Here is a 20,689-nt window from a genome sequence, read left to right as displayed (position 1 = left end):
CCCGGCGCTACCGCTGCTTCTGTAGAGCCGAGCCATGCTCGGCTGCTCTACCAACGCGCCTCCAGCGTTCTGAATGGTCTTGCCAGGCGCACGCCCTCCGCGTCGAACGCGGTAACGTCGCGCCCATCCACACGCACGGTCTTCGGCATCGTCCGCGCCGGCCACCAGACCTTCACCGCCGTCCCGTTGCGCAGGCCCTTGCCCAGCGTGATCGATAGCGTGCCGTCGCGTTGCCGTGCCTGCATCTGCAACGTGCCATACGCGGTGGGCAGGCGTTCCACCGCCAATCCATCGCCCGCCACCCACGAGGGGGGCGTGCCCGGCAGCAGCGAGAGCGCATCATCGTCTTCGCGCATCAGCATGCCGAACAGCGTGCGGCCGTATTCGGCACCGATCCAGGTATGCGGCATGTCGCCCAGGTAGCGAGGAAAGCGCAGGCGTGAGTGCACGACCTCGGCCAGCACCTGCCACTGAAGCGGGCGCCGGTCATGCAGCAGCCCCTGCAGCAGCTCATCGGCGACGTGCGGCTGGCCCAGGTGTACGTAACTCAGCACGTTGCGGATCTCGTACGGTGTGTACGCATACAGCGCACCGGGCTGGCTGCGCTCGCGCACGTCCTCCAGATAGCGGGCGAAGGTGGTCCGCAACGCATCTGCAGGCAACACGCTCTGCGCACCGGTCGGGTCCAGTGCGATCGAAACGCCGGTGGGATCGCCATCACCCAGGTCGGCCGAGGAGGGAATGAAGTCGATGCCCTTCCACGCCATCGTCGCCCGGATCGATGCATGCAGTGCGTCGTAGAGCAGCTTGTATTGTTCGCGCGCCCAGGCTGCGGTCTGGTGGTCGCCGAGCGATTCGGCCAGCCAGGCGCCGTCGTGCCACCCCTTCAGGCCCCAGTAGTCGTCCCAGTAGCTGTGGGTGGGCGACGGATAGCCCTCATGGCTGATCGACGGCGCAAGAATGCCCGCGAACCGTTCCGGCGAAGGCTGGTCAGCCTTGTAACCGGGCACCAGCGTGCGCTCGCGCAGTTCCTGCAGGAAGCGCAGCGCTGCTTTCACTTTCGGCAGATAGCCACGCACAGATTCGGGGCCGCCGTCCAGGCGCGCGACATCGGCCACCAGCGCGACGTACTGGCCCTGACTGTCGTACTCGATGTCCGATCCAAAGCCGGTGTTGACGCTGCCATCGTCGTTGAGGATCGGTGAGACCAGGCCGTTGGCATGCACGCCGTGTTCGCTGTACCAGGCCAGGTAGTCGCGCGCCACGCGGGCTTCGCCCATCCGCAGCAGCACCGCCGAGGTGGCCATGCCGTCGCGGATGAAGGAACGGTTGTAGTTGCGCGGGCCGGGCTGCATGGCTGGACCGGTCTGGTTGATCAGCATGTAGGCGGCCTGCGCGCGCAGCATGTCCACCAGCGACGGATCGGGCAGGCGCAGGCCGACCTGGCCCAGCCGTGCCTGCCAGTCCGCAGACGCCTGCGTGGCCAGTGAATCAAACGCCGCACTGGCATCGTGGGGCAGCGTGGCCAGATCCAGCGCAGGCGCTTCGGGCAGCACGCCATTGGCATCGGCGGCGGCGGTGCCCAACGGGAACGCGACCACGACGGCATCACTGGTTCCCGGCGCCAACGAGACGCGGTAGTTCAATGCAGCCGAGGCAAGCCCCTGATCATCACGCACCTGTTGCGTGGAAGGCAGCTGGCCGGCAGCGAGGGTCGCGGTGATCTCCGTTGCGCCATCCTTGCCGAATGGCGCCGCACCCGACGCAGCCACCGGCGTGAGCGACTGCAGCAGCGTGCGGCCATTGACGCGCACGGATTGCCTATCGATGGCCACCTCGCGGATCGGGGACAGCCCGCCGTTCTGCCATGGCGGATTCATCTGCATCGGGCGCACGACCAGGCTGAGCGTGCCTTCGATCTTCGTGCTTCCCGTGTTCTGCAGGCGATGCCGCAGGAAGGTCACCGGCTGGCCATCGCGCTCGATGGCGAATACTTCACTGCGCAACTGCAGGCCGGGTTGCGGTGACCAGGTGGCGGAGGGCATCGGCTTCCAGCCGTCGCGCAAGGCATGCTGCATGGCCTGCCCGGCGGCGCCCGCGGTTTGGCCATCGGCATTGCGCCAGATGGGCTGCACCAGCGGTGCGCCCTTGAAGGCTTCCAGGTTGCCGTACTCGTCGAAGATCGACTTCTGTCGTCCTGCATGCACACCCACGGCCGTCCAGTAGGTCTGCTGCATCTGCAGCGAGGCCGGGAACAATGCGCGCTGGGCGCCGCTGGCGACGATCTGATACTGCTTCATCGGCGTCATCACGGCTTTCGGACCGAGCAGGCGCAGGCGTGCGATCTGCGGCGCAGCGCCGTCCACGCTCAGGCGGAAAGCACGCAATGGTTGTGCTGCAGTGGCGGTCAGCCAGCTTTGCCGGTGACTGGCCGCCTGTGCATCGTGTGCGAGGTCCTGCCAACGGCCCCGTGCATCCTGCGCCTGTAGTCGGGCAGCGCCTCGTGCGCCATCGGCCCAGTCGACCACCAGGCCAGCCGTTGATTGGGCCTGCGGCAGCGTGATCTCGAACGTATGGGATCCATTTGCCCCGGCCGGCATCGCGACGGTGCCGCCGCCTTGCCAGAGCGCCGCCGCCTGCGCTGCATCGATACCGCTGACGCGTGCGCTGAGCGTGCTGTCCAGCGGCTCCATCTCGAAGATCGACACGCCCCAATCGGAAGTGCGCTGCGGGCTGGCCAGCCGCAGGTAGCGCGCCTGCCGTGGCGCGAAGTACAGCGTTTCCACGTCGCCAAGCGAATCGGCCATCGTGTACGCGGTCTGCCACTGCCTGCCGTCCAGTGAGGTCTGCAGCGAATAGCCTTCCGGATTGGAGACATCCCAGGTGAGGCGCGCGCCGGCCAGCATTGCAGGCGCGCCGAGATCGATCTGGAACCAGTGGCCCGGACTGAATGCACCGCCGGTAACGGTCTTCGGGTTGCCGTCGATCAGGTGGCTGATCGCCATCGCCGGCACTTGCTGCGAGGAACTGCTGGCCTGCCATTGGCTGCGCGGGGGAAGGGTCTGTGCCTGTGCGCTGGAGGCCAGGGCGGCCAACAGCAGGGCCGCGGCAGAGCGTAATGGGAAGAACGGTGTGGAGACCTTGGAGCGTTCGGGGCGCAACGTCATTACGGACAGCCTCGCAGGTTCGACCGGAATCGGGCGAGCGCTACGCTAGCAAGGGATGTAATCGGTTACATGACGCACTGCAGCGCCACTGGACCCTGCCGCTGCCACCACGGGAGGCCTGACGGATGTGGCTCTGGACGTGTAGCTCGAATTGGTTAGGGTCACGTCGAAAGTCCTTTTAAGTGGGTTGTCATTTGACAACCAATGTGAGCCGTGTGCAGACTATGGAGAACAAGGAATGTCTCGAGGGCGTCATCCAGACAAGGACATCGAAGCGGCGTTGCAGTTCGCGGAGGATCGTGGGTGGAGGCTCCGTATGGCGGGCGGCCATGCGTGGGGCCGGATGTATTGCCCTTACAACGACACCGATTGCCGATGCGGGGAGTTCTGCATCGTGAGCATCTGGAGCACACCACGTAGCGGCAGCCATCATGCAAGAGCCTTGCGGCGTGTGGTCGAGAACTGCAGTCGTGAGCAATGAGATCACGCTTCGTCAGAAGCGAAGGGGGTCAATCATGGAATTCAACTTCACCCTGAAGTACCGCTTGCCGGACACAGGTATTGAAATCGGCGTCCTCGAGCAGCGCCTGGCCGAAGGCGGCTGTGACGACGCGCTTGTGGGCCTTGGGCTGCCGGGACGGCTGGCCTTGGCGTTCTGCCGCGAAGCAGATAGCGCAGGGGCTGCCCTGCGTTCGGCGCTGGACGATGTGCAGCGGGCCGTGCCCGGTGCCGAACTGGTTGAAGTGAGCCCCGATCTGGTTGGGCTCACTGACGTCGCAGACCTGCTCGGAATGTCGCGCCAGAACATGCGGAAGCTCATGCTGGCCAACCCGCAGTCGTTTCCGTCCCCCGTGCATGACGGCTCGACCTCGATCTGGCATCTCGTCGACATTCTCGGTTGGCTGCGAGCGCGCGGCAGCGGGAAAGTCACGACGGAAATGACCGAGCTCGCCGCCGCTGCGCTACAGATCAATCTGGCCCGGGAAGGGCGCAGGCTTCATCCGAAGACGTAGCGGCGGCCAGAATCGGAGCCGACCGCATTACAGCTCCACCGTCTCCCACCAGCGCGTACCCGCCTGCGGCGCCTGCATGTCCAGTGCTTCGCCCATCATCGGCGTAGCCACTGGAACATTGTTTGCAGCGGCCAGCGCCGTGATGCGCTCGAACGGCTGCTGCCATGCATGCAGTGCCAGATCGAAGGTGCCGTTGTGGATCGGCAGCAGCCACTTGCCGCGCAGGTCCAGGTGCGCCTGCAGCGTCTGTTCCGGTTGCATGTGCACGAATGCCCAGCGCGGATCATAGGCGCCGGTCTCGATCATGGTCAGGTCGAACGGACCGTATTTCTCGCCGATGGCCTTGAAGCCGTCGAAGTAGCCGGTGTCGCCGCTGAAGAAAATGCGGAAGTCACCGTCCTGGATCACCCATGAAGCCCACAGGCTGCGGTCGCTGTCACCCAGCCCGCGGCCGGAGAAGTGCTGGCCCGGGGTCGCGGTCAGGCGCAGGCCGTTGGCTTCGGTGGATTGCCACCAGTCCAGCTGCTCGACCTTGCGCGCATCCACCCCCCACGCGACCAGCTGGTCGCCGACGCCGAGCGGTGCAATGAAGCGCGCGGTCTTGCCGGCCAGCTGCATGACCGCGGCATGGTCCAGGTGGTCATAGTGGTTGTGCGAGAGGATCACACCGGCGATCGGCGGCAGCGCGTCGATGCTGATCGGCGGTGCATGGAAGCGTGCGGGCCCCATCCACTGCACCGGCGAGGCCCGCTCGGAGAACACCGGATCGGTCAGCCAGTACTGGCCACGCAGCTTCAGCAGGATCGTGGAGTGCCCCAGCCGGAACAGGCTGCGATCCGGTGCGGCGTCCAGCGTGGCGCGGTCCAGCGGCTTCACCGGAATCGGGTGCGCGGGCACGGTGCCCTTGGGCTTGTTGAACAGGAACGTCCACCAGATCTCCGCGCCGTCGCGCAGGCCCATCGCCGGACGGGGCAGGGCATTGCGGAACCTGCCATCACGGTACTGCGGCGAATCGGGGAAGTCGGGAAGGGACCAGGACTTGCAGAAGGTGTAGGCGGTCACGGCGAGGATTCCGAGCAGGAGGACAAGGAGCAGGCGCTTCATGGGTGACGTCCGCTGAGTACACTGCACAGTGTAGTTTCGTGTTTTTCAAAAGTACACTGTCGAGTGTAAAATGGAGGCATCCGTTCAGTTATCCGGTTTCCGCCATGTCCCGTGCCCTGCAACGCCTGACCGACCGCAAACGTGACGCCATCGTGCGCGCGGCGGTGGAGGAGTTCCGTGCATCGGGCTACGAGGCGACCAGCATGGACCGCATCGCCGAGGCGGCGGGGGTCTCCAAGCGCACCGTCTACAACCATTTCCCGAGCAAGGAAGCACTGTTCTCGATGATCCTGGAGGAGCTGTGGGAGCGCAGCGTGGCCAGCGACGCACTGCCATACCGCGCCGACCAGCCGCTGCAGACGCAGCTGCTGCAGTTGCTGGGCCAGAAGCTGGACCTGCTCAGCGATGGGAATTTCATCGATCTGGCGCGGGTCGCGATGGCCGAGATCATCCATTCACCGGAGCGCGCGCAGGCCATCGTCTGCCGCATGGGCGAGAAGGAAAGTGGCGAGAGTGCCTGGATCCGCGCAGCAATTGCCGATGGCCGCCTGCGCGAGGTGGATCCGGACTTTGCCGGCCACCAGTTGCATGGGCTGGTGAAGAGCTTCGCGTTCTGGCCGCAGGTCACGATGGGGCAGCCACCGTTGACCGCGCAGGAACGTGCGCGCGTGGCCGAATCGGCGGTGGCGATGTTCCTGGGGTTCTACGCGGTCTAGCCGGCTGCGAAGCGACGGAATTCGTCGGCCGGCAGCGCCGCCGAGTACAGGTAGCCCTGGCCGACATCCACCCCGAGTGCGCGCAGCTTCTGTTCCTGGGCCAGGGTCTCGGTACCCTCGGCCACCACGATCGCGCCGCAGCGGTGCGCGACCTCGACGATGAAGCGCACGATCGACTGCGACTTGGCGTCGGACAGCGTGGCGATCAGCGCCTGCTCGATCTTGACCTCGGCGATGGCCAGCTGCGAGAGCAGGATCAGGGTTGAATAGCCGGCGCCGAAATCATCCAGCGACAGGGTGACCCCGGCTGCCAGCAGCTGTGCGATGTTGGCATCGACCACGTCGCGCTCGACGATTTCGGTCCATTCGACGATCTCCAGGCGCAGCATCGCACCGGGGATGTCATGCAGCTGAAGCAGCTCCTGCAGGCGCAGGCCGAAGTCGGGCAGGCGCAGCGATTCGGCTGAAACATTGACTGCAATGGTCAGCGCCGCGCCGTCCCGCCGGCAGTGCTGCAGGAAGTGCACCGCCGACCGCAGCGTGGCCCATTCCAGGTCTGCCAGCCGCCCCTGGCGGCGCAGCAGCGAGATCACCCGCATCGGGGCAATCGGCCGGCCTTCGCCGTCGCGCATGCGCAGCAGTGCTTCGGCGCCGACCAGTTGGCGATCCTGCAGGCGATGCTTGGGCTGGTAGCACAGCGGCGCATTGCCCTGCTGCAGCCAGTGCTCAAGGGCAACCTCGATCAGGGCGTCGATCTCGCTGTCGCGCTGGATCGGGTCATCGAAGAACACCACGCCCGACTCGATTGCGCTCAGTGCCACGGTGATGGCGCGGAACGGAAGATGTCCTTCGTCGGCATCAGCAGGGGGCTTCAATTCAACCACTGCACAGCGGAACAGCGGCCGGAAGCCCGGCCAATCGCGGCCGACCCGATCGGCCAGGTTGCTGGCCAGCTCGGTGATCTGCGGTTGCGTGCGCAGTGTGGACAAGGTCAGGCCGCGCACCAGGATCGCCAGCGCGGCATCACCGAACTGGTGGATCTCCAGCTGCGCAGCCGGCAGCGAGGGCAACAACCGATGCACCTCTTCGGTGCTGTCGCGCTGCCACAGGCCGTTGTCCTGCAACGGCCCGTAGCGCAGGCGCAGATCGCGCAGGTTGCCCATCTCGGCCACGATCAGGCAGGCCTTGCCGGTGCCGTCGTTATCCCGCCAGTACTGCTGCAGGCGTTCACCGAGCGCACGCATGTTGGGCAGCCCGCTGATCGGATCGATGCGTAGCCAGGCCTGTTCGCGCTGGCGTTGCGCATCGATCTGGGCATCGTTGTAGACCAGCGCGAACACGGCGCCGAGCACGAGCAGCGAGACCGGCAGTGCCAGCACGCGCTGGATCGCCAGCTCGGCCACCGGCAGTTGATCGGCGCCAATGATCGCCACACCCAGCGCCAGACCCAGAGCGGTTACCCCGATACGCACGGACCATGCCTGCAGGATCATGCGCGGCGAGAGTTCGTTGAGCATGCGCGGGTACAGGTGCCTGCGCAGCCAGACGCCCGCCACCATCTGCAACACGGCCTCAAGGCTGGCAGGCAGGAAGAACGGGATACCGACGAACTGGTAGCGGGCCAGCAGGGCGGCAGCCAGGCAGGCCAAGCCGCCGCGCCAGCCGCCCAGCAGGCCACTGACCAGCAGGATGTCGAAGCCCAGGTGCAGTTTGACGACACCCTGGGAATAACGGGCCACGAACCAGGAATTGAACAGGTAGATCAGGCCCAGCGCTACGCCGACATACAGGCGACGGCCTTCTATGGCGTGCCCGGCGCGACGGGTGGCGATCAGCAGCACGCCGATCATGCCGATCACTGCCGTGGCCTGCAGCAGATACAGCGGCAGGCTGGGCAGGGCGCTGTCCAGGACCTGGGCCGAGACCCGTGAAAGCGCATCCATAGCAGGTTCCCGCCTGTGACCGACGGCCAGTGACGAGCAGGGTAAACCACGACCGCGCGCGCGGCCACTGAGGGTGCTCTGCGGCGGCCGGCAAGGTCAGTAGCGCGGGTCGGCGATGGCGGGCAGCACCAGTTCGCGCACGAAGCCGGAGGATGACAGCTGCAACAGGGCGCTTACCATGGCCACGACATCGTGGACCGGCACCTGCTCACCGTCGCCGCGCGCTGCGGCCTCGGCCATCGGCACCGACAAGGCGTCGTCGGTGTTGAGGTAGCCCAACTGCAGGCTGGTCACCGCCAGCCGGCGATCGCGGAAGCCCTCGCGCAGCGCATCGGCGATGCCGTTGAGGGCGAACTTCGAGGCGCCGAACGCCACTTCCGGGCGGCCACTGCGAGGCAGGGCCGAGGTCGAACCGGTCAGCACCAGCTGCGGGCGCGCTGCGCTCAGTACGCGGGGCAGCAGGCGTTGCAGCAGTACAAGGGTCGCGGTGATGTTGACGTCGACCAGCTTCGTGAGTGCAGCGTCGCTTTCATCGAGGAAGGCGTACTCGCCGCTGAAGGCCTTGTCTTCCCAGATACCCAGGTTGTGGATCAGTACATCGATATCGGCCGGTGCCTGCGCTGCGATGTGGTCGGCAGCCACGGTCGGCCGGGACAGGTCTGCTTCGATCCATTGCAGGGTGACGCCGTCAGCGCAGGCGATGCCGCACGGGCGGTTGCGCGAGACACCAATCACAGTGTCACCCTTGGCACAGAGGCCTTCCACGAACGCGCGTCCCAGGCCCTTGCTGGCGCCGATGACCATCAATTTCATGTTGCTTCCTCGTTGTACTGCGGCAGCCACGATCGGCTGCCAGAACGGTGCCCACTTGGCGAACGCGCGCAGGCCGCCGCGTTCGGCGGTAGGGGCCAGGCCGTGTCGTCGAACTGGCACCGATACCGTGGCAGCAGCCGTCGCTGCTGCAGGCGCTGGGACGCAGTGGCCGCCGACGGCCCGGTCAGCTCGCTCAGGCTGCCTCCCGCACGGGGGGCGATGTGCGCCAGGATGAGCGAGAATGCGTAGGGTCACCGGCAACAGGAATCTCCTGGCCTGGACGAGCACAACGCCACCCCTGATGGCATGCCGCTGCCGTTGGCGTGGCAGAAAGCGTTGGCCGACGCGCGCATCGAGCGGCAGTCGATGGGTGTTTCGCGGGCCGACGTTGCCCGCGTGCTGCGGCCAGGTAGACTCGACGCCTTCCTCAAGTCGGAACTGATCGACGCCTTCAGTGAGCTGGGCGATGAGATCGCGCGCCTGCGCTGGCTGCAGGCACAGGGACAACCGGCGCCAACGGTGATTGCCACGGCCGAAGAAGCGGGCCGGCACTGGTTGCTGATGAGCGCGCTGCCTGGCCGCGATCTGGCTTCGTCGCCGGAACTCGCGCCGCAGCAACGGGTGGAGATACTGGCCGACGCGCTGCGCGGGCTGCATGCGTTGCCGGTAGCAGCCTGTCCGTTCGATCAGCGGCTGGCCTCGCGCCTGCCGGCCGCGCAGGCACGGGTCGAGGCGGGGCGCGTGGATGCCGATGACTTCGATGACGAACGCCTGGGACAGAGTCCACAGCAGGTCTTCGCCCAACTGTGCAGCACACGGCCCGATCATGAAGATCTGGTGGTCAGTCATGGCGATGCCTGCCTTCCGAATCTGATGGTGGCCGAGGGGCGTTTCAGCGGGTTCATCGACTGTGGGCGACTGGGCGTGGCCGACCGTTACCAGGACCTGGCGCTGGCCGCGCGCAGCCTGGTCCACAACTTCGGTGATACGCGCTGGATCACGCCGTTGTTCCAACGCTACGGCGCTGTGGCCGACGAGCGCCGGTTGGCGTTCTACCGGCTGCTCGACGAGTTCTTCTGAGCTCGCGCGCGGCTGGCGATGGCCGCGCAGATCAGCCCACCGACCACGCTCAGGTGTTCCAGTGCGAAGAACAGGGCCAGCTGCTGTTCCGCGCCGTGCTTGGTCCAGAAGGCATGCACGATGGCGATGGTCAGCAGCATGAACACCGCCAGCGCGCCGCTGCCCAGCCAGAGCAGGCGATCAAGCAGCAGGCACAGTGAGCCACCCAGCAGCACCACGGCGCTGGCGAGGTTGAACAGCACAGGCGGTTGCAGCCCGGCCGCCTGCATTTCGGCGACGCTGTTGTCCCACGCCAGCAGCTTGGCCAGACCCGATGACAGGAACACCACGGCCAGCAGCAGTCGGGCCAGGAACCACAGCACGCGGCTGTCGAGCAGGGCGGTGATCATCCGCGGCATGAAGTCTCTCCGGGTTGGGCTTGGAACGGGCCGCGCAGCATCGGGCCTCAACCGCAGTTGAGGTCAAGGGCCGGCTGAACGGAACTCGCTGGTTGGCCGGGTTGCCATCTTCCAGTTGGACGAACGTTCGTTCATTATTGGCGCCATGAGCCGAGCCGACCGCAACGCGCAACGCAACGCGCAGATCCTGCAGGCCGCCCTGCAGTGCTTCCTCGCCAAGGGATTCCACCAGACCAGCATGCGTGACATCGCGCAGGCGGCCGACGTCAGCCTGGGCAATCTCTACAACCACTTCCCTGGCAAGGAAGCGATCATCCTTGCAGTGGCCGTGGCCGAGAGCGAGGAATTGGCGCCGTTGCTGCAGCGGCTGGCCGTGGCCGACGGTGATCGCACGCAGGTGCTGGCGTTCCTGCAGGACTTCCACGCGCTGTGCAGCCATCCGGAATGGGCGACGCTCGCCGTCGAAGTGCTGGCCGAAAGCGCACGCAATCGGGCCGTGGCCGAGGCATTTGCGGCCAATCGCAGGCAGTTGCAGGCTGTGCTGGCCGAAGCCCTGCAGCAGGTGGCACAGCGTGAACGTCGGCGTCCCGTGCTGGCCCCGGCACTGCAGGCGCAGGTGCTGCTGGATGCCATCGAAAGCGATGCGCTGCGTCGCGGGCTGGGCGAAGCCGGTGGCACCGATGAGGCTCCGCTGGACCCTGGCCTGCTCGCGCTGCTGCTCGGTGCACGCGCATGAGCGCGGTTGGGCGGCGACTGCACGGCCTCGATCTGGCACGGTATCTGGCGCTGGCCGGCATGGTGCTGGTCAATTTCCGCCTGGCGATGGCCGTGCCGGCAGAGGGTCAGGGTTGGCTGGCCGGCTTCTTCCGTCTGCTGGAAGGCAAGGCCTCTGCGACCTTCGTCACCCTGGCCGGACTTGGCCTGGTACTGGCCACACAGCGCCTTGGCTGGATGCCGGCCGGCGCGCAGACCTGGCGGCGCGCGCTGTTCCTGCTGGTACTGGGCCTGCTCAACCTGACCCTGTTCCCGGCCGACATCCTGCACTACTACGCGGTGTATTTCGCGCTGGCGGTGCTGTGGCTGCGTGCATCGTCACGGGTGCTGCTGGCCAGCATCGCCGGCCTGGCGGCCGGGTCGTTCTGGGCACTGCTGCACTGGAATTACAGCCAGGGCTGGAACTGGCAGACGCTGGAGTATGCCGGTCTCTGGCAGTGGCCGGGTGCCGCGCGCAACCTGCTGTTCAACGGCTTCCATCCCTTGCTGCCTTGGATGTGCTTCTTCCTGCTGGGCATGCTGCTGGCGCGCCTGCCGTTGTCACAACCGCGGGCGCAGCGTGCGTTGCTGCTGGTGGGCCTGCTGCTGATCGGCGCAGGCCAGGCCGTGCAGCACCTTGCACAGGGAACGCCCTGGCAGCCGTGGCTGGGAACGCAGCCGATGCCGCCGGGACCGGCCTACGTGTTGACCGGTGCGGGCGCAGCCTGCAGCGCGATTGCCGCGTGCCTCTGGATCAGCCGCCGGTATCCGGGGGATTGGCTGGAACCGCTGACTGCAGCAGGGCGAATGACCCTGACCCTCTACGTCGGCCACATCCTGCTGGGCATGGGTACGCTGGAATGGTTGGGGCTGCTCGATGGCAGCGCGTCGCTACCGACCGTGCTGCTGTGGGCGCTGTTGTTCCTGATGCTGGCCACGGGCGCAGCGTGGCTGTGGTCGTGGCGGTTCACGCGGGGGCCATTGGAAGCGGTGATGCGTCGCGTCGCCGGCTAGCACGTTGGTCGCGCAGGCACGATGTTGTGACGGACATGTCTGTGTCGTGGCGGGCACATCTGCGATAGTTGTCGCAGATAACACTTTCCGCTTGCATCCATGTCATCCGCTTCGGCGCAGCATCTCGGCGAAGTCCTCCAGCAATCCTATGGCATCACCGCGACCGCCGTGGTGCCACGCCCGGTTGGCGCCGATGCCAACGCCAGCGTGTATCGCATCGATGCACGGCGCGGGCAGTGGTGGTTGAAATGCCGCAGTTATCAGGTGGCCCCTGCCGTCTGGGACACCCTGCATTGGCTGCGCGGCACGCTGGGTATCGAGGAGATCGTTGCGCCCTGGCCGGCGTTGACCGGCGGGGCATCGGTGCAGCGCTGGGGCCTGCAGTTCACCCTGTTCCCGTATGTGGAAGGCCAGTCCGGTTTCGAGGCGGCATTGAGCCGCACGCAATGGCAACGGTTGGGCGAGGTGCTGCGGCGCCTGCACGAGGCGTGCCCGCCACCGGCGCTGCAGGAAGCGCTGCCAAGCATCCGGATGGAAACCGCGGCGCTTGATACCGTCGGGCAGTGGCTGGCCGGCGAAGGCCTGGCGGCTGCCAAGGATGGGCTGGGCCGTGCCTTCGTTTCCGTCTGGGAGCAGCAGCACGCGCGCATCGCGGCGCTGCACGCGCAGGCACTGCAGCTGCACGCAGCGTTGCAGGATGTGCCGGTGCGGCTGCACCTGTGCCACACCGACCTTCATGCCGGCAATCTGCTGATGGGCAATGACGGCGGCCTGCACCTGATCGACTGGGATGGCCTCTCGCTGGCACCGCGCGAGCGCGACCTGATGTTCATCGGTGGCGCTGTCGGCGGGCGCTGGGGCCGCGAGAACCCGTTGGGATTCGAGGAGGGCTATGGCAGCGACCGCGGCGACCCTCGCTGGATTGCCTGGTACCGTCACTGGCGCATCCTGCAGGACCTGATCGAGTTCCAGCAGGTCCTGCTGGGCAGCGATGGAGAGGACCGGTCGCCGCAGCTGCGCCGGCAGTCGCTGCATTTCCTCAGCGAACAGTTCGCACCGGGCAATGTGTTCGACGCGGCCGAGCGGGTGTATCGCGCGCTGTAGATCCACGCCGTGCGTGGATGAACCCTGCGCGCTCAGTCAACGGTGGAGGCGCGAAGAGCAGCCGAGCGTAGGCTCGGCTCTACAGAGGAGTGCAGCGTCATCCACGCGTGGCGCGGATCTACTCGGCGGGCTTCGCCGCTGATGAGGCGGCTGCGCTGGCGGCGCGGCGCGAAAGTACGGCCTCGCGGTGGGCAATGTAGGCGTTGGCGGCGAGGATGATGCCGGCGCCGATGATCGTCCAGCGGTCCACGCTTTCGTTGAAAAGCAGCCAGCCGAACAGCGTTACCAGCGGCAGCTGCAGGAAGCTGATCGGGGTCAGCGCCGAGACTTCACCCAGGCGCAGCGCCCGCGTCCACAACAGCTGGCCGATGGTGCCGAGCACGCCGGTGGCCAGCAGCCACAGCCAGGCCATGCCGCTCGGCCAGACCCAGACGAACAGCGCCGGAACCAGCGACAGCGGCACCCAGAACACGTAGGTGTAGAGCACCACGGTATCGGCGCTGTCGACGCGGGTGAGCTGCTTGATCTGGATCGCCACCAGCGAACTGAGCACCGCTGCGGCCACGGCGACCAGGCTGCCCGCGGTGAAGCCGGCGGTACCGGGTCGCACGATCACCAGCACACCGATGAAGCCGACCACGACCGCGGCCCAGCGGCGCACGCGCACGGTTTCACCCAGCCACAGCACGGCGGCAATCGTGACGAACAGCGGCGTGGAGTACGACAGCGACACCGCCTGCGCCAACGGCAGGTGGCCCAGTGCCCAGAACGCGCACAGCATCGAGCCCAGGCCAATCGCACTGCGCACGAAATAGCGCGGCAGCTGTTGTGTCTTCAGCGGAGCACGGCCCGGCCGCAGCAGCATCGGCAGCAACGCCAGCAAGCCGAAGGCATTGCGGAAGAACGCCACTTCCTGGGTTGGCACGTACCGGGTGGCGTAGCGGATCGCGACCGCCATCAGGCCGAATGCCATCGTGCTGCCAAGCATCAGCAGCGCCGCCCGCATCGGGGCGCTTGGGGAAAGGGCGGGGGTATTCACCACTGTGCGCCGAGCAGGCGGGGCTCCGGTTCGATCGGCACACCGAACTTCTCCAGCACCGAGGCCGAAATGCGGCGCGCCAGCGCCAGCAGTTCAGCGCCGCTGGCATTGCCGTGGTTGACCAGCACCAGCGCGTGGCTTGGCGCCACGCCGGCATCACCTTCGCGGAAGCCCTTCCAGCCGCAGGACTCGATCATCCATGCCGCCGAGACCTTGCGCTTGTCATCCTGCTCGGCCGGGAACACCGGCAGGTCGGGGAAATGCTGCAGCAGCACGTCGACCTGTTCCAGCGGCAGCACCGGGTTCTTGAAGAAGCTGCCGGCGTTGCCCAGTACATCCGGGTCGGGCAGCTTGCGGCGGCGGATCGCGATCACGGCATTGGCCACGTCCACTGCGCTCGGCAGCTCCACGCCCTGTGCCTGCAGTTCCTCGCGGATGCCGGCGTAGTCCATGCGCAGATCATGCAGCAGTGGCAGCTTCAGTTCGATGGCGGAGATCAGATAGCGATCGGGTTGCTGCTTGAACACGCTGTCGCGGTAGGCGAAGCCACACTGTTCGTTGTCCAGCCGCACCCAGGCCTGCTCCTGGCAGTCCCACGCTTCGACCGCCTGGATGAACTCGCCGACCTGCGCGCCATAGGCACCGATGTTCTGGATCGGCGCGGCACCGGCCGTGCCGGGAATCAGGGCCAGGTTTTCGAGGCCAGACAGGCCTTCCTGCAGCGACCACATCACCAGGCCATGCCACGGCACGCCGGCACCGGCACGGATCACCGCATGGTCGGCGCGGTGTTCAAGGAAACTGATGTCACGGTTGCCGAACACCAGCACGGTGCCGGGCAGGTCCTCGGCGATCAGAACGTTGCTGCCGCTGCCCAGCACCAGCAGCGGGCCGCTGGCCACCTCAGGCAATGCCAGCACGTCCGGCAGCAGCGCGGCATCGTGCAGTTCCAGCAGCTGCGCGGCGCTGGCCTGCACATGAAAGGTATTCAGCGCCTGCAGCGGCGCATTGCGGGTGAGCGTCCAGCGCAGCGGGGCGTTGCCGGCGATGGTATCCATGGGCGCGCTCACAGTGGGGCCACCGCGCCGCGGCTCGGCGCTTCACGGCGGCGACGGATCGCCTCCACGCATTCGGAAACCAGCGCCGGTCCACGGAAGATCAGGCCGCTGTAGCACTGCACCAGTGCGGCACCGGCCGCCATCTTGGCTACCGCATCGGCGCCGGACAGGATGCCGCCGACGCCGACCAGCGGCACCGATTCGGGCAGGCGCGCGCGCAGGCGGCGCAGCACCAGCGTGGACTGCTCCAGCACCGGTGCACCGGACAGGCCGCCAGCCTCATTGGCCAGCGGATCGCCGGCCACCTTGCTGTGGTCGATGGTGGTGTTGGTGGCGATCACGCCGTCCACCTGCAGTTCGCCCAGCACGCGGGCGGCGGCGTCGATATCGCGTTCGCTGAGGTCCGGCGCCACCTTCACCAGCATCGGCACGCGTCGGCCGTGGCGGGCAGCAAGGTCTTCCTGGCGGTCGCGCAGCTGGCTGACCAGCTGGCGCAGCGCGGTCTCTTCCTGCAGCTCACGCAGGCCGGCGGTGTTGGGCGAGGAGATGTTGACGGTGATGTAGTCGGCCAGCGGATAGACCTTGTCCAGGCAGGCGATGTAATCGTCCACGGCCTGTTCGTTGGGCGTGTCCTTGTTCTTGCCGATGTTGATGCCGAGCAGGCCGCGGCGGTTGCGCGCGCGCTCGACATTGCGCACCAGCGCGTCCACGCCCGCATTGTTGAAGCCCATGCGGTTGATGATTGCGTTGTGCGCCGGCAGGCGGAACAGGCGCGGCTGCGGATTGCCGGCCTGCGGACGCGGGGTGATGGTGCCGATTTCGACGAAGCCGAAACCGAGCGCGAACAGTGCATCGATGTGCTCGCCGTTCTTGTCCAGGCCGGCGGCCAGGCCGACCGGATTGGGGAAGGTCAGCCCGAACACCGTGCTGGGCATCGGCGCGATGCGTGCGGCCAGCAGCGGCGTGGTGCCGGTGCGATAGGCCAGGTCCAGTGCGGACAGGCCGAGGCCGTGGGCGCGTTCGGCGTCGAGCGAGAACAGGAAGGGGCGGGCAAGCGAATACATGCGTCGGTTCAGTCCAGCGTGCCGAGGAAGGCTCGGGTTCGATATTCAAAAGCGACCTGGCCGTCCACCGCATGGGCGGCGAACAGGTCCTGCAAAGCGTCGATCATCGGCGCGTGGCGGGGATGACCGGATTGGGGTGCGTAGGAGGAGGACAGCAGGCGCCCGCGCAGGGCGTCGAAGTCCAGATGCTGCACGTTCGGCAGCTCTACCCTGCCGCGTAGGCCGGGGCCGAACCAGGCCTGCATGGTGGCATCGTCCTGGTAGCGCTCGGCCACAGCGGTGTAGTCGGTGCCGTAGTCCAGCAGCAACTGTTCGTAGCCGATCAGGAACGGGCTGGCATCGAGCAGGCGCGAATTCCAGTAGATCAGTGCCTGGCCACCGGGGCGCAGGATGCGCTGCCACTCGGCGCGCACCGCCACGGTGTCGAACCAGTGGAAGGCCTGCGCGACGCTGACCAGATCGATGCTGGCATCGTCCAGTGTGGTGGCCTCGGCGCGGCCGTCCACCGCACGGAACTGCGGGTACTGCGGTGCCAGCCATTCCTCGGCCGCGCCCCGCATGGCGGCGTTGGGTTCAACCGCGACTACTGGATGGCCGCTGGCCAGGAACAGGCGACTGGAAATACCGGTGCCGGCGCCGATATCGGCGACCACGGCCTCGCGGCTGACGCCCATCGGGCCATGCAGCCACTCCAACAGGGCGGGCGGATAATCGGGCCGGTAGCGGACGTAGTCGGCGACGCGGCTGCTGAAGCGTTCAGTGCTGTCGGAGGCGGTCATGGCGTCAGTTCGACACTGCCGCCAGCCATGCCAGGCCGCCGAAGAACAGGATGAAGACCAGGATGGCGGCAAGCACGGCGCCGACCATGACCCAGCCCAGCACCAGGCCGGTAACGGCCAGGCCGTCGCCTTCCAGTTCATGCGGGCGGCGGCGGATCTCGGCGCGGGCCATGTGGCCGGTGATGATGGCGACGATGCTGGCCACGAAGGGCAGGATGGTCCAGCTGGCGATGCCCATGACCAGGCTGACCACGGCCAGGGCGCTTGTCTGTCGGGGTGCCACGCTCATCGGGTCCTCCTTGGCAGTGTGCACATGATAGTGCCTCTGCCCGGGCAATCCCATGGGCAGTGCCCTGTAGAGCCGAGCCCATGCTCGGCTGCCCCCTTGGGCTGATGCGGGATCGACCGCGTCTTGTGTGCAAGCCGAGCATGGGCTCGGCTTTACAAATTCAGCCCATCAACACCTGGCCGCCATCCACGTTGAGCACACTGCCGGTAACCCAGCGCGCCAGTGGCGAGCACAGGAACAGGGCCGCGTCGGCAATCTCGCGCGGATGGCCGAAGCGGCCGAACGGGATCTTCGCCAGGGTGCCGTGGTACAGCGCTGGATCCTCGATGCGGCGACGGTCCCAGAGCCCGTCATCGAACTCGATCGAGCCCGGTGCGATGGCGTTGACCCGGATCCGGTCCTTGGCCAGTGCCAGCGCCTGCGAGGTGGTGTAGTGCGAAAGCGCGGCCTTGGCAGCGGCGTAGGGTGCGCCGCCGGGACGCGGCTGCTGCGCGGCAATCGACGACAGATTGAGGATGCAGGCATCGCCGGACGCACGCAGCCAGGGCAGGGCCAGGCGCGAGGCACGCACGGCCGCCATCAGGTCGATCTGCAGGCTGGCGGCCCAGCCCTCCTCATTGTCGGCCATGCCGTAGCCGGTGGCATTGTTGACGAGCACATCGATGCCGCCGAGGGCATCGGCGGCGGCCTGCAGCCAGGCCTGGATCTGGCCAGGATCGGCCAGATCGGTGGAAAACGCATGCAATGGCGTGCCCTGCGCCTGTGCATCGGCGCACAGGGCCTCCAGGCCGGCCTGGCCGCGCGCGCAGACCGAGACCTGCGCACCGGCACCAGCAAAGGCCAGTGCCATTTCACGACCAATGCCCTTGCTGCCGCCGGCAATGAGCACGCGGCGGCCGCTGAAATCGAGGATCGGAGCCCCTGCGGGGATCCGACCCTGGGCATGGGTCAGATCCCCGGAGGGACTCTGACCCACAGACGTGTCCGCGTCGTTTGCCATCACAGGTCGAACTTGATGCCCTGCGCCAGCGGCAGCGAATCCGAATAGTTGATGGTGTTGGTCTGGCGGCGCATGTAGACCTTCCACGCATCCGAACCGGACTCGCGGCCACCGCCGGTGTCCTTCTCGCCACCGAAGGCGCCGCCGATCTCCGCACCGGACGTGCCGATGTTGATGTTGGCGATGCCGCAGTCGCTGCCGGCGGCCGACAGGAACTTCTCGGCGGTCTTCAGGTTCTGGGTGAAGATCGAGGACGACAGGCCCTGCGGCACGCCGTTCTGCATGTCGATGGCTTCGTCGAGGGTGTCGTAGGGCATCACGTACAGGATCGGTGCGAAGGTCTCGTGCTGGACCACGGCGTCGCTGTTCTTCAGGCCCGTGACGATTGCAGGCAGCACGAAGTTGCCGGCGCGGTCGATGCGGGTGCCGCCGGTCTCGATGGTGCCGCCGGCCGCCTTGGCCTGGGCGATGGCATCGAGGAACTGCTGCACGGCGCCTTCGCTGTTCAGCGGGCCCATCAGGTTGGCGGCATCGGTCGGGTCGCCGATCTTGCCTTCCACCTGCTTGTAGGCCTTGACCAGGGTGGCCAGCACGTCGGCGTAGATCGAGCGGTGCACGATCAGGCGGCGGGTGGTGGTGCAACGCTGGCCGGCAGTGCCGACCGCGCCGAACACGATGCCCGGCACCGCCAGCTTCAGGTCGGCGGTTTCGTCCAGGATGATCGCGTTGTTGCCGCCCAGTTCCAGCAGGCAGCGGCCGAGGCGGCGTGCGACCTTTTCGTTGACGGTGCGGCCGACCTGGGTCGAGCCGGTGAAGCTGATCAGCGGCACGCGGCGGTCATCGACCATCTTTTCCGACAGCGCGGTGCCGGCATCGTTGATCAGGAAGAAGATGTCCGGGAAGCCCGCTTCGCGCAGGGCGTCGTTGCAGATCTTCAGCGAGGCGATGGCGGTCAGCGGCGTCTTGTTGGACGGCTTCCAGATGCACACGTCGCCACAGATTGCCGCCAGGAACGAGTTCCAGCTCCACACCGCAACCGGGAAGTTGAAGGCCGAGATGATGCCGACCAGGCCCAGCGGATGGTACTGCTCGTACATGCGGTGGCCGGGGCGCTCGGAATGCATGGTGTAGCCGTACAGCATGCGGCTCTGGCCCACGGCGAAATCGGCGATGTCGATCATCTCCTGCACCTCGCCATCGCCTTCCGGCTTGCTCTTGCCCATTTCCAGGGCAACCAGCGAACCCAGGGCGTCCTTGTGCCTGCGCAGTGCTTCACCGCACAGGCGCACGGCTTCACCGCGGCGCGGCGCCGGCGTGGTACGCCAGACCTTGAAGGCTTCCTGCGCGCGGGCGACGACGGTCTCGTACTCGGCCTCAGTGGTGGCGCGGACCTGCGCAATCGGCTCGCCAGTGGTCGGGTTGACCGGGGTGATCAGCTCACCGCTGGTCGCGCTCGACCACTCCCCGTTGCCCAGGTACGTGCCAGCGTTGATCGCGTCCAGGCCAAGGGACTTGAGCAGCTCGGAAGACATGCAGACTCCTGTGTTTCGTTACGTTGTTTGGCGCCATCGCGGGCAGGTGGGGGACGCGATGAACTGAATCGCCGATGGTAGCAGAGCGCCCCGACCGGCCATGGTGCAACGCGCCAGGGGAACCGGGTGGAACATGAATGCTTGGAGGGCAGGGCACGTTGGCTGTAAACTTCCCGGCTGCATGGCCCCGTAGCTCAGCTGGATAGAGCGTCCCCCTCCTAAGGGGAAGGTCGCCCGTTCGAATCGGGCCGGGGTCACCATGTTCGCGGCGCCACGTCCGCGCGCTGCCCGCGAGGTCACTCGGATATGCTGGCGCCTCACCCCGCGATCCGGCCGCCATGGACCACCGCCTGCAGCCCGTGCAACCCCACGACTACGCGCTCATCGCCGGGTGGCTGGATTCGGCCGCAGCCACGTTGCGCTGGGCCGGGCCGGGCGTGCCCTATCCACTGCCACCCGATCAGTTCGAGAACGTATTGCAGCTGCGCGAACGCCCGGGATGGCTGCTGTTGGCAGAAAACGGCATGCGCGTGGGTTTCGGCCAGGCCTGGCGCACCCAGCCGGATACGATGCATCTGGGCCGTCTGCTGGTTGCCCCGCAGGCGCGGGGCTGCGGTCTCGGGCGGAGGTTGGTACACGCGCTGATCGAGCAGGCGTTCCAGTCTGATGCCGTTGAACGGCTGACCTTGCGGGTCTATCGGGACAATGCCGCCGCAGTTGCGTTGTACCGGACCCTCGGTTTCGAGCCGGTGGACGCTGCATCAACGCCGGCGCTGCTGTTCATGCAGCGGGCCCGGCGCTGAGCATGGCCACGCAGGCCGGT

19 protein-coding genes and 1 tRNA gene are annotated in these 20,689 nt (G+C 66.9%); 8 read left to right on the top strand and 12 right to left on the bottom strand.

Translation table 11 applies throughout. The annotated features are described in order from the left end of the window. Nucleotides 1-47: 47 nt before the first annotated feature. Entirely contained in the window at nucleotides 48-3,167 is a 3,120-nt protein-coding gene (locus tag ACM0PY_RS15005; protein WP_180884425.1) for a discoidin domain-containing protein, read from the bottom strand. A gap of 515 nt (nucleotides 3,168-3,682) precedes the next feature. Between ACM0PY_RS15005 and ACM0PY_RS15000 the strand changes: the two genes are divergently transcribed. After that, on the top strand, nucleotides 3,683-4,180 hold the full coding sequence (locus ACM0PY_RS15000) for a helix-turn-helix transcriptional regulator (protein WP_005416285.1): 498 nt from the start codon (nucleotides 3,683-3,685) through the stop codon (nucleotides 4,178-4,180). A gap of 27 nt (nucleotides 4,181-4,207) precedes the next feature. On the opposite strand, the gene ACM0PY_RS14995 is transcribed toward ACM0PY_RS15000, so the two are convergent. Beyond that, on the bottom strand, nucleotides 4,208-5,284 hold the full coding sequence (locus ACM0PY_RS14995) for an MBL fold metallo-hydrolase (RefSeq protein ID WP_180884423.1): 1,077 nt from the start codon (nucleotides 5,282-5,284) through the stop codon (nucleotides 4,208-4,210). Nucleotides 5,285-5,388: 104 nt separating this feature from the next. On the opposite strand from ACM0PY_RS14995, the gene ACM0PY_RS14990 reads away from it, so the two are divergent. Next, on the top strand, nucleotides 5,389-6,000 hold the full coding sequence (locus ACM0PY_RS14990) for a TetR/AcrR family transcriptional regulator (RefSeq protein ID WP_134970420.1): 612 nt from the start codon (nucleotides 5,389-5,391) through the stop codon (nucleotides 5,998-6,000). Here ACM0PY_RS14990 and ACM0PY_RS14985 read toward each other — a convergent pair. Together ACM0PY_RS14985 and ACM0PY_RS14980 are read right to left on the bottom strand one after the other, a co-directional pair. Continuing rightward, nucleotides 5,997-7,943 carry an EAL domain-containing protein gene (locus ACM0PY_RS14985; protein WP_180884421.1) on the bottom strand — a complete coding sequence of 649 codons (1,947 nt, stop codon included), beginning with the start codon at nucleotides 7,941-7,943 and terminating at the stop codon, nucleotides 5,997-5,999. The genes ACM0PY_RS14990 and ACM0PY_RS14985 overlap by 4 nt on opposite strands. Nucleotides 7,944-8,039: 96 nt before the next feature. Beyond that, nucleotides 8,040-8,756: an SDR family NAD(P)-dependent oxidoreductase gene (locus tag ACM0PY_RS14980; RefSeq protein ID WP_134970416.1), complete on the bottom strand. Its 717-nt coding sequence runs from the start codon at nucleotides 8,754-8,756 to the stop codon at nucleotides 8,040-8,042. Between the two features lie 306 nt (nucleotides 8,757-9,062). Between ACM0PY_RS14980 and ACM0PY_RS14975 the strand changes: the two genes are divergently transcribed. Next, complete coding sequence (locus ACM0PY_RS14975; RefSeq protein ID WP_180884419.1) at nucleotides 9,063-9,836, top strand: APH(3')-II family aminoglycoside O-phosphotransferase; 774 nt, start codon at nucleotides 9,063-9,065, stop codon at nucleotides 9,834-9,836. On the opposite strand, the gene ACM0PY_RS14970 is transcribed toward ACM0PY_RS14975, so the two are convergent. Next, a complete protein-coding gene (locus ACM0PY_RS14970; RefSeq protein ID WP_151354746.1) occupies nucleotides 9,809-10,234 on the bottom strand; it encodes a DoxX family protein in 426 nt (141 codons plus the stop codon). The two genes, ACM0PY_RS14975 and ACM0PY_RS14970, sit on opposite strands and share 28 nt — an antisense overlap. Before the next feature lie 145 nt (nucleotides 10,235-10,379). Here ACM0PY_RS14970 and ACM0PY_RS14965 point away from each other — a divergent pair, with 145 nt between their 5' ends. The 3 genes from ACM0PY_RS14965 (at nucleotide 10,380) to ACM0PY_RS14955 (ending at nucleotide 13,105) form a co-directional block, all read left to right on the top strand. Then, nucleotides 10,380-10,970, top strand: coding sequence for a TetR/AcrR family transcriptional regulator (locus ACM0PY_RS14965; protein ID WP_235646671.1), 591 nt, complete (start codon nucleotides 10,380-10,382; stop codon nucleotides 10,968-10,970). Beyond that, the gene (locus tag ACM0PY_RS14960; RefSeq protein ID WP_111201743.1) at nucleotides 10,967-12,001 is read left to right on the top strand and encodes a heparan-alpha-glucosaminide N-acetyltransferase domain-containing protein; all 1,035 of its coding nucleotides are present in this window, start codon (nucleotides 10,967-10,969) and stop codon (nucleotides 11,999-12,001) included. The genes ACM0PY_RS14965 and ACM0PY_RS14960 overlap by 4 nt, the downstream gene beginning before the upstream one ends. A 99-nt stretch (nucleotides 12,002-12,100) precedes the next feature. Continuing rightward, on the top strand, nucleotides 12,101-13,105 hold the full coding sequence (locus ACM0PY_RS14955) for an aminoglycoside phosphotransferase family protein (protein WP_180884417.1): 1,005 nt from the start codon (nucleotides 12,101-12,103) through the stop codon (nucleotides 13,103-13,105). Between the two features lie 118 nt (nucleotides 13,106-13,223). On the opposite strand, the gene ACM0PY_RS14950 is transcribed toward ACM0PY_RS14955, so the two are convergent. The 7 genes from ACM0PY_RS14950 to amaB form a co-directional block, all read right to left on the bottom strand. Further along, the gene (locus ACM0PY_RS14950) at nucleotides 13,224-14,111 is read right to left on the bottom strand and encodes a DMT family transporter (RefSeq protein WP_005416295.1); all 888 of its coding nucleotides are present in this window, start codon (nucleotides 14,109-14,111) and stop codon (nucleotides 13,224-13,226) included. A gap of 29 nt (nucleotides 14,112-14,140) precedes the next feature. Continuing rightward, nucleotides 14,141-15,202 carry a UDP-N-acetylmuramate dehydrogenase gene (gene murB, locus ACM0PY_RS14945; RefSeq protein WP_111201741.1) on the bottom strand — a complete coding sequence of 354 codons (1,062 nt, stop codon included), beginning with the start codon at nucleotides 15,200-15,202 and terminating at the stop codon, nucleotides 14,141-14,143. An 8-nt stretch (nucleotides 15,203-15,210) separates the two neighbouring features. Then, complete coding sequence (locus ACM0PY_RS14940) at nucleotides 15,211-16,266, bottom strand: quinone-dependent dihydroorotate dehydrogenase (protein ID WP_180884415.1); 1,056 nt, start codon at nucleotides 16,264-16,266, stop codon at nucleotides 15,211-15,213. Between the two features lie 8 nt (nucleotides 16,267-16,274). Further along, nucleotides 16,275-17,045: a class I SAM-dependent methyltransferase gene (locus ACM0PY_RS14935; RefSeq protein WP_134970406.1), complete on the bottom strand. Its 771-nt coding sequence runs from the start codon at nucleotides 17,043-17,045 to the stop codon at nucleotides 16,275-16,277. 4 nt (nucleotides 17,046-17,049) lie between these two features. Continuing rightward, nucleotides 17,050-17,334 (bottom strand): DUF4190 domain-containing protein, encoded by a 285-nt coding sequence (locus ACM0PY_RS14930; RefSeq protein ID WP_111201738.1) that lies wholly within the window; start codon nucleotides 17,332-17,334, stop codon nucleotides 17,050-17,052. 160 nt (nucleotides 17,335-17,494) lie between these two features. Then, nucleotides 17,495-18,334, bottom strand: a complete 840-nt coding sequence (locus tag ACM0PY_RS14925) for an SDR family NAD(P)-dependent oxidoreductase (RefSeq protein WP_134970404.1) — start codon at nucleotides 18,332-18,334, stop codon at nucleotides 17,495-17,497. Continuing rightward, complete coding sequence (gene amaB, locus ACM0PY_RS14920) at nucleotides 18,334-19,866, bottom strand: L-piperidine-6-carboxylate dehydrogenase (protein WP_005416301.1); 1,533 nt, start codon at nucleotides 19,864-19,866, stop codon at nucleotides 18,334-18,336. The genes ACM0PY_RS14925 and amaB overlap by 1 nt, the downstream gene beginning before the upstream one ends. A 183-nt stretch (nucleotides 19,867-20,049) precedes the next feature. Here amaB and ACM0PY_RS14915 point away from each other — a divergent pair. Both ACM0PY_RS14915 and ACM0PY_RS14910 read left to right on the top strand, forming a co-directional pair. Then, nucleotides 20,050-20,126 (top strand) — tRNA-Arg (locus tag ACM0PY_RS14915). A gap of 78 nt (nucleotides 20,127-20,204) precedes the next feature. Further along, a complete protein-coding gene (locus tag ACM0PY_RS14910; RefSeq protein ID WP_134970402.1) occupies nucleotides 20,205-20,669 on the top strand; it encodes a GNAT family N-acetyltransferase in 465 nt (154 codons plus the stop codon). The last annotated feature ends 20 nt before the right edge of the window (nucleotides 20,670-20,689 follow it).

The organism is Stenotrophomonas sp. BR163, from assembly GCF_047520985.2.
In the GTDB taxonomy this organism is placed as follows: Bacteria; Pseudomonadota; Gammaproteobacteria; order Xanthomonadales; family Xanthomonadaceae; genus Stenotrophomonas; species Stenotrophomonas sepilia.
The sequence above is the reverse complement of the archived record's forward strand: the minus strand, read 5'-3'. Positions and strand labels throughout refer to the sequence as shown.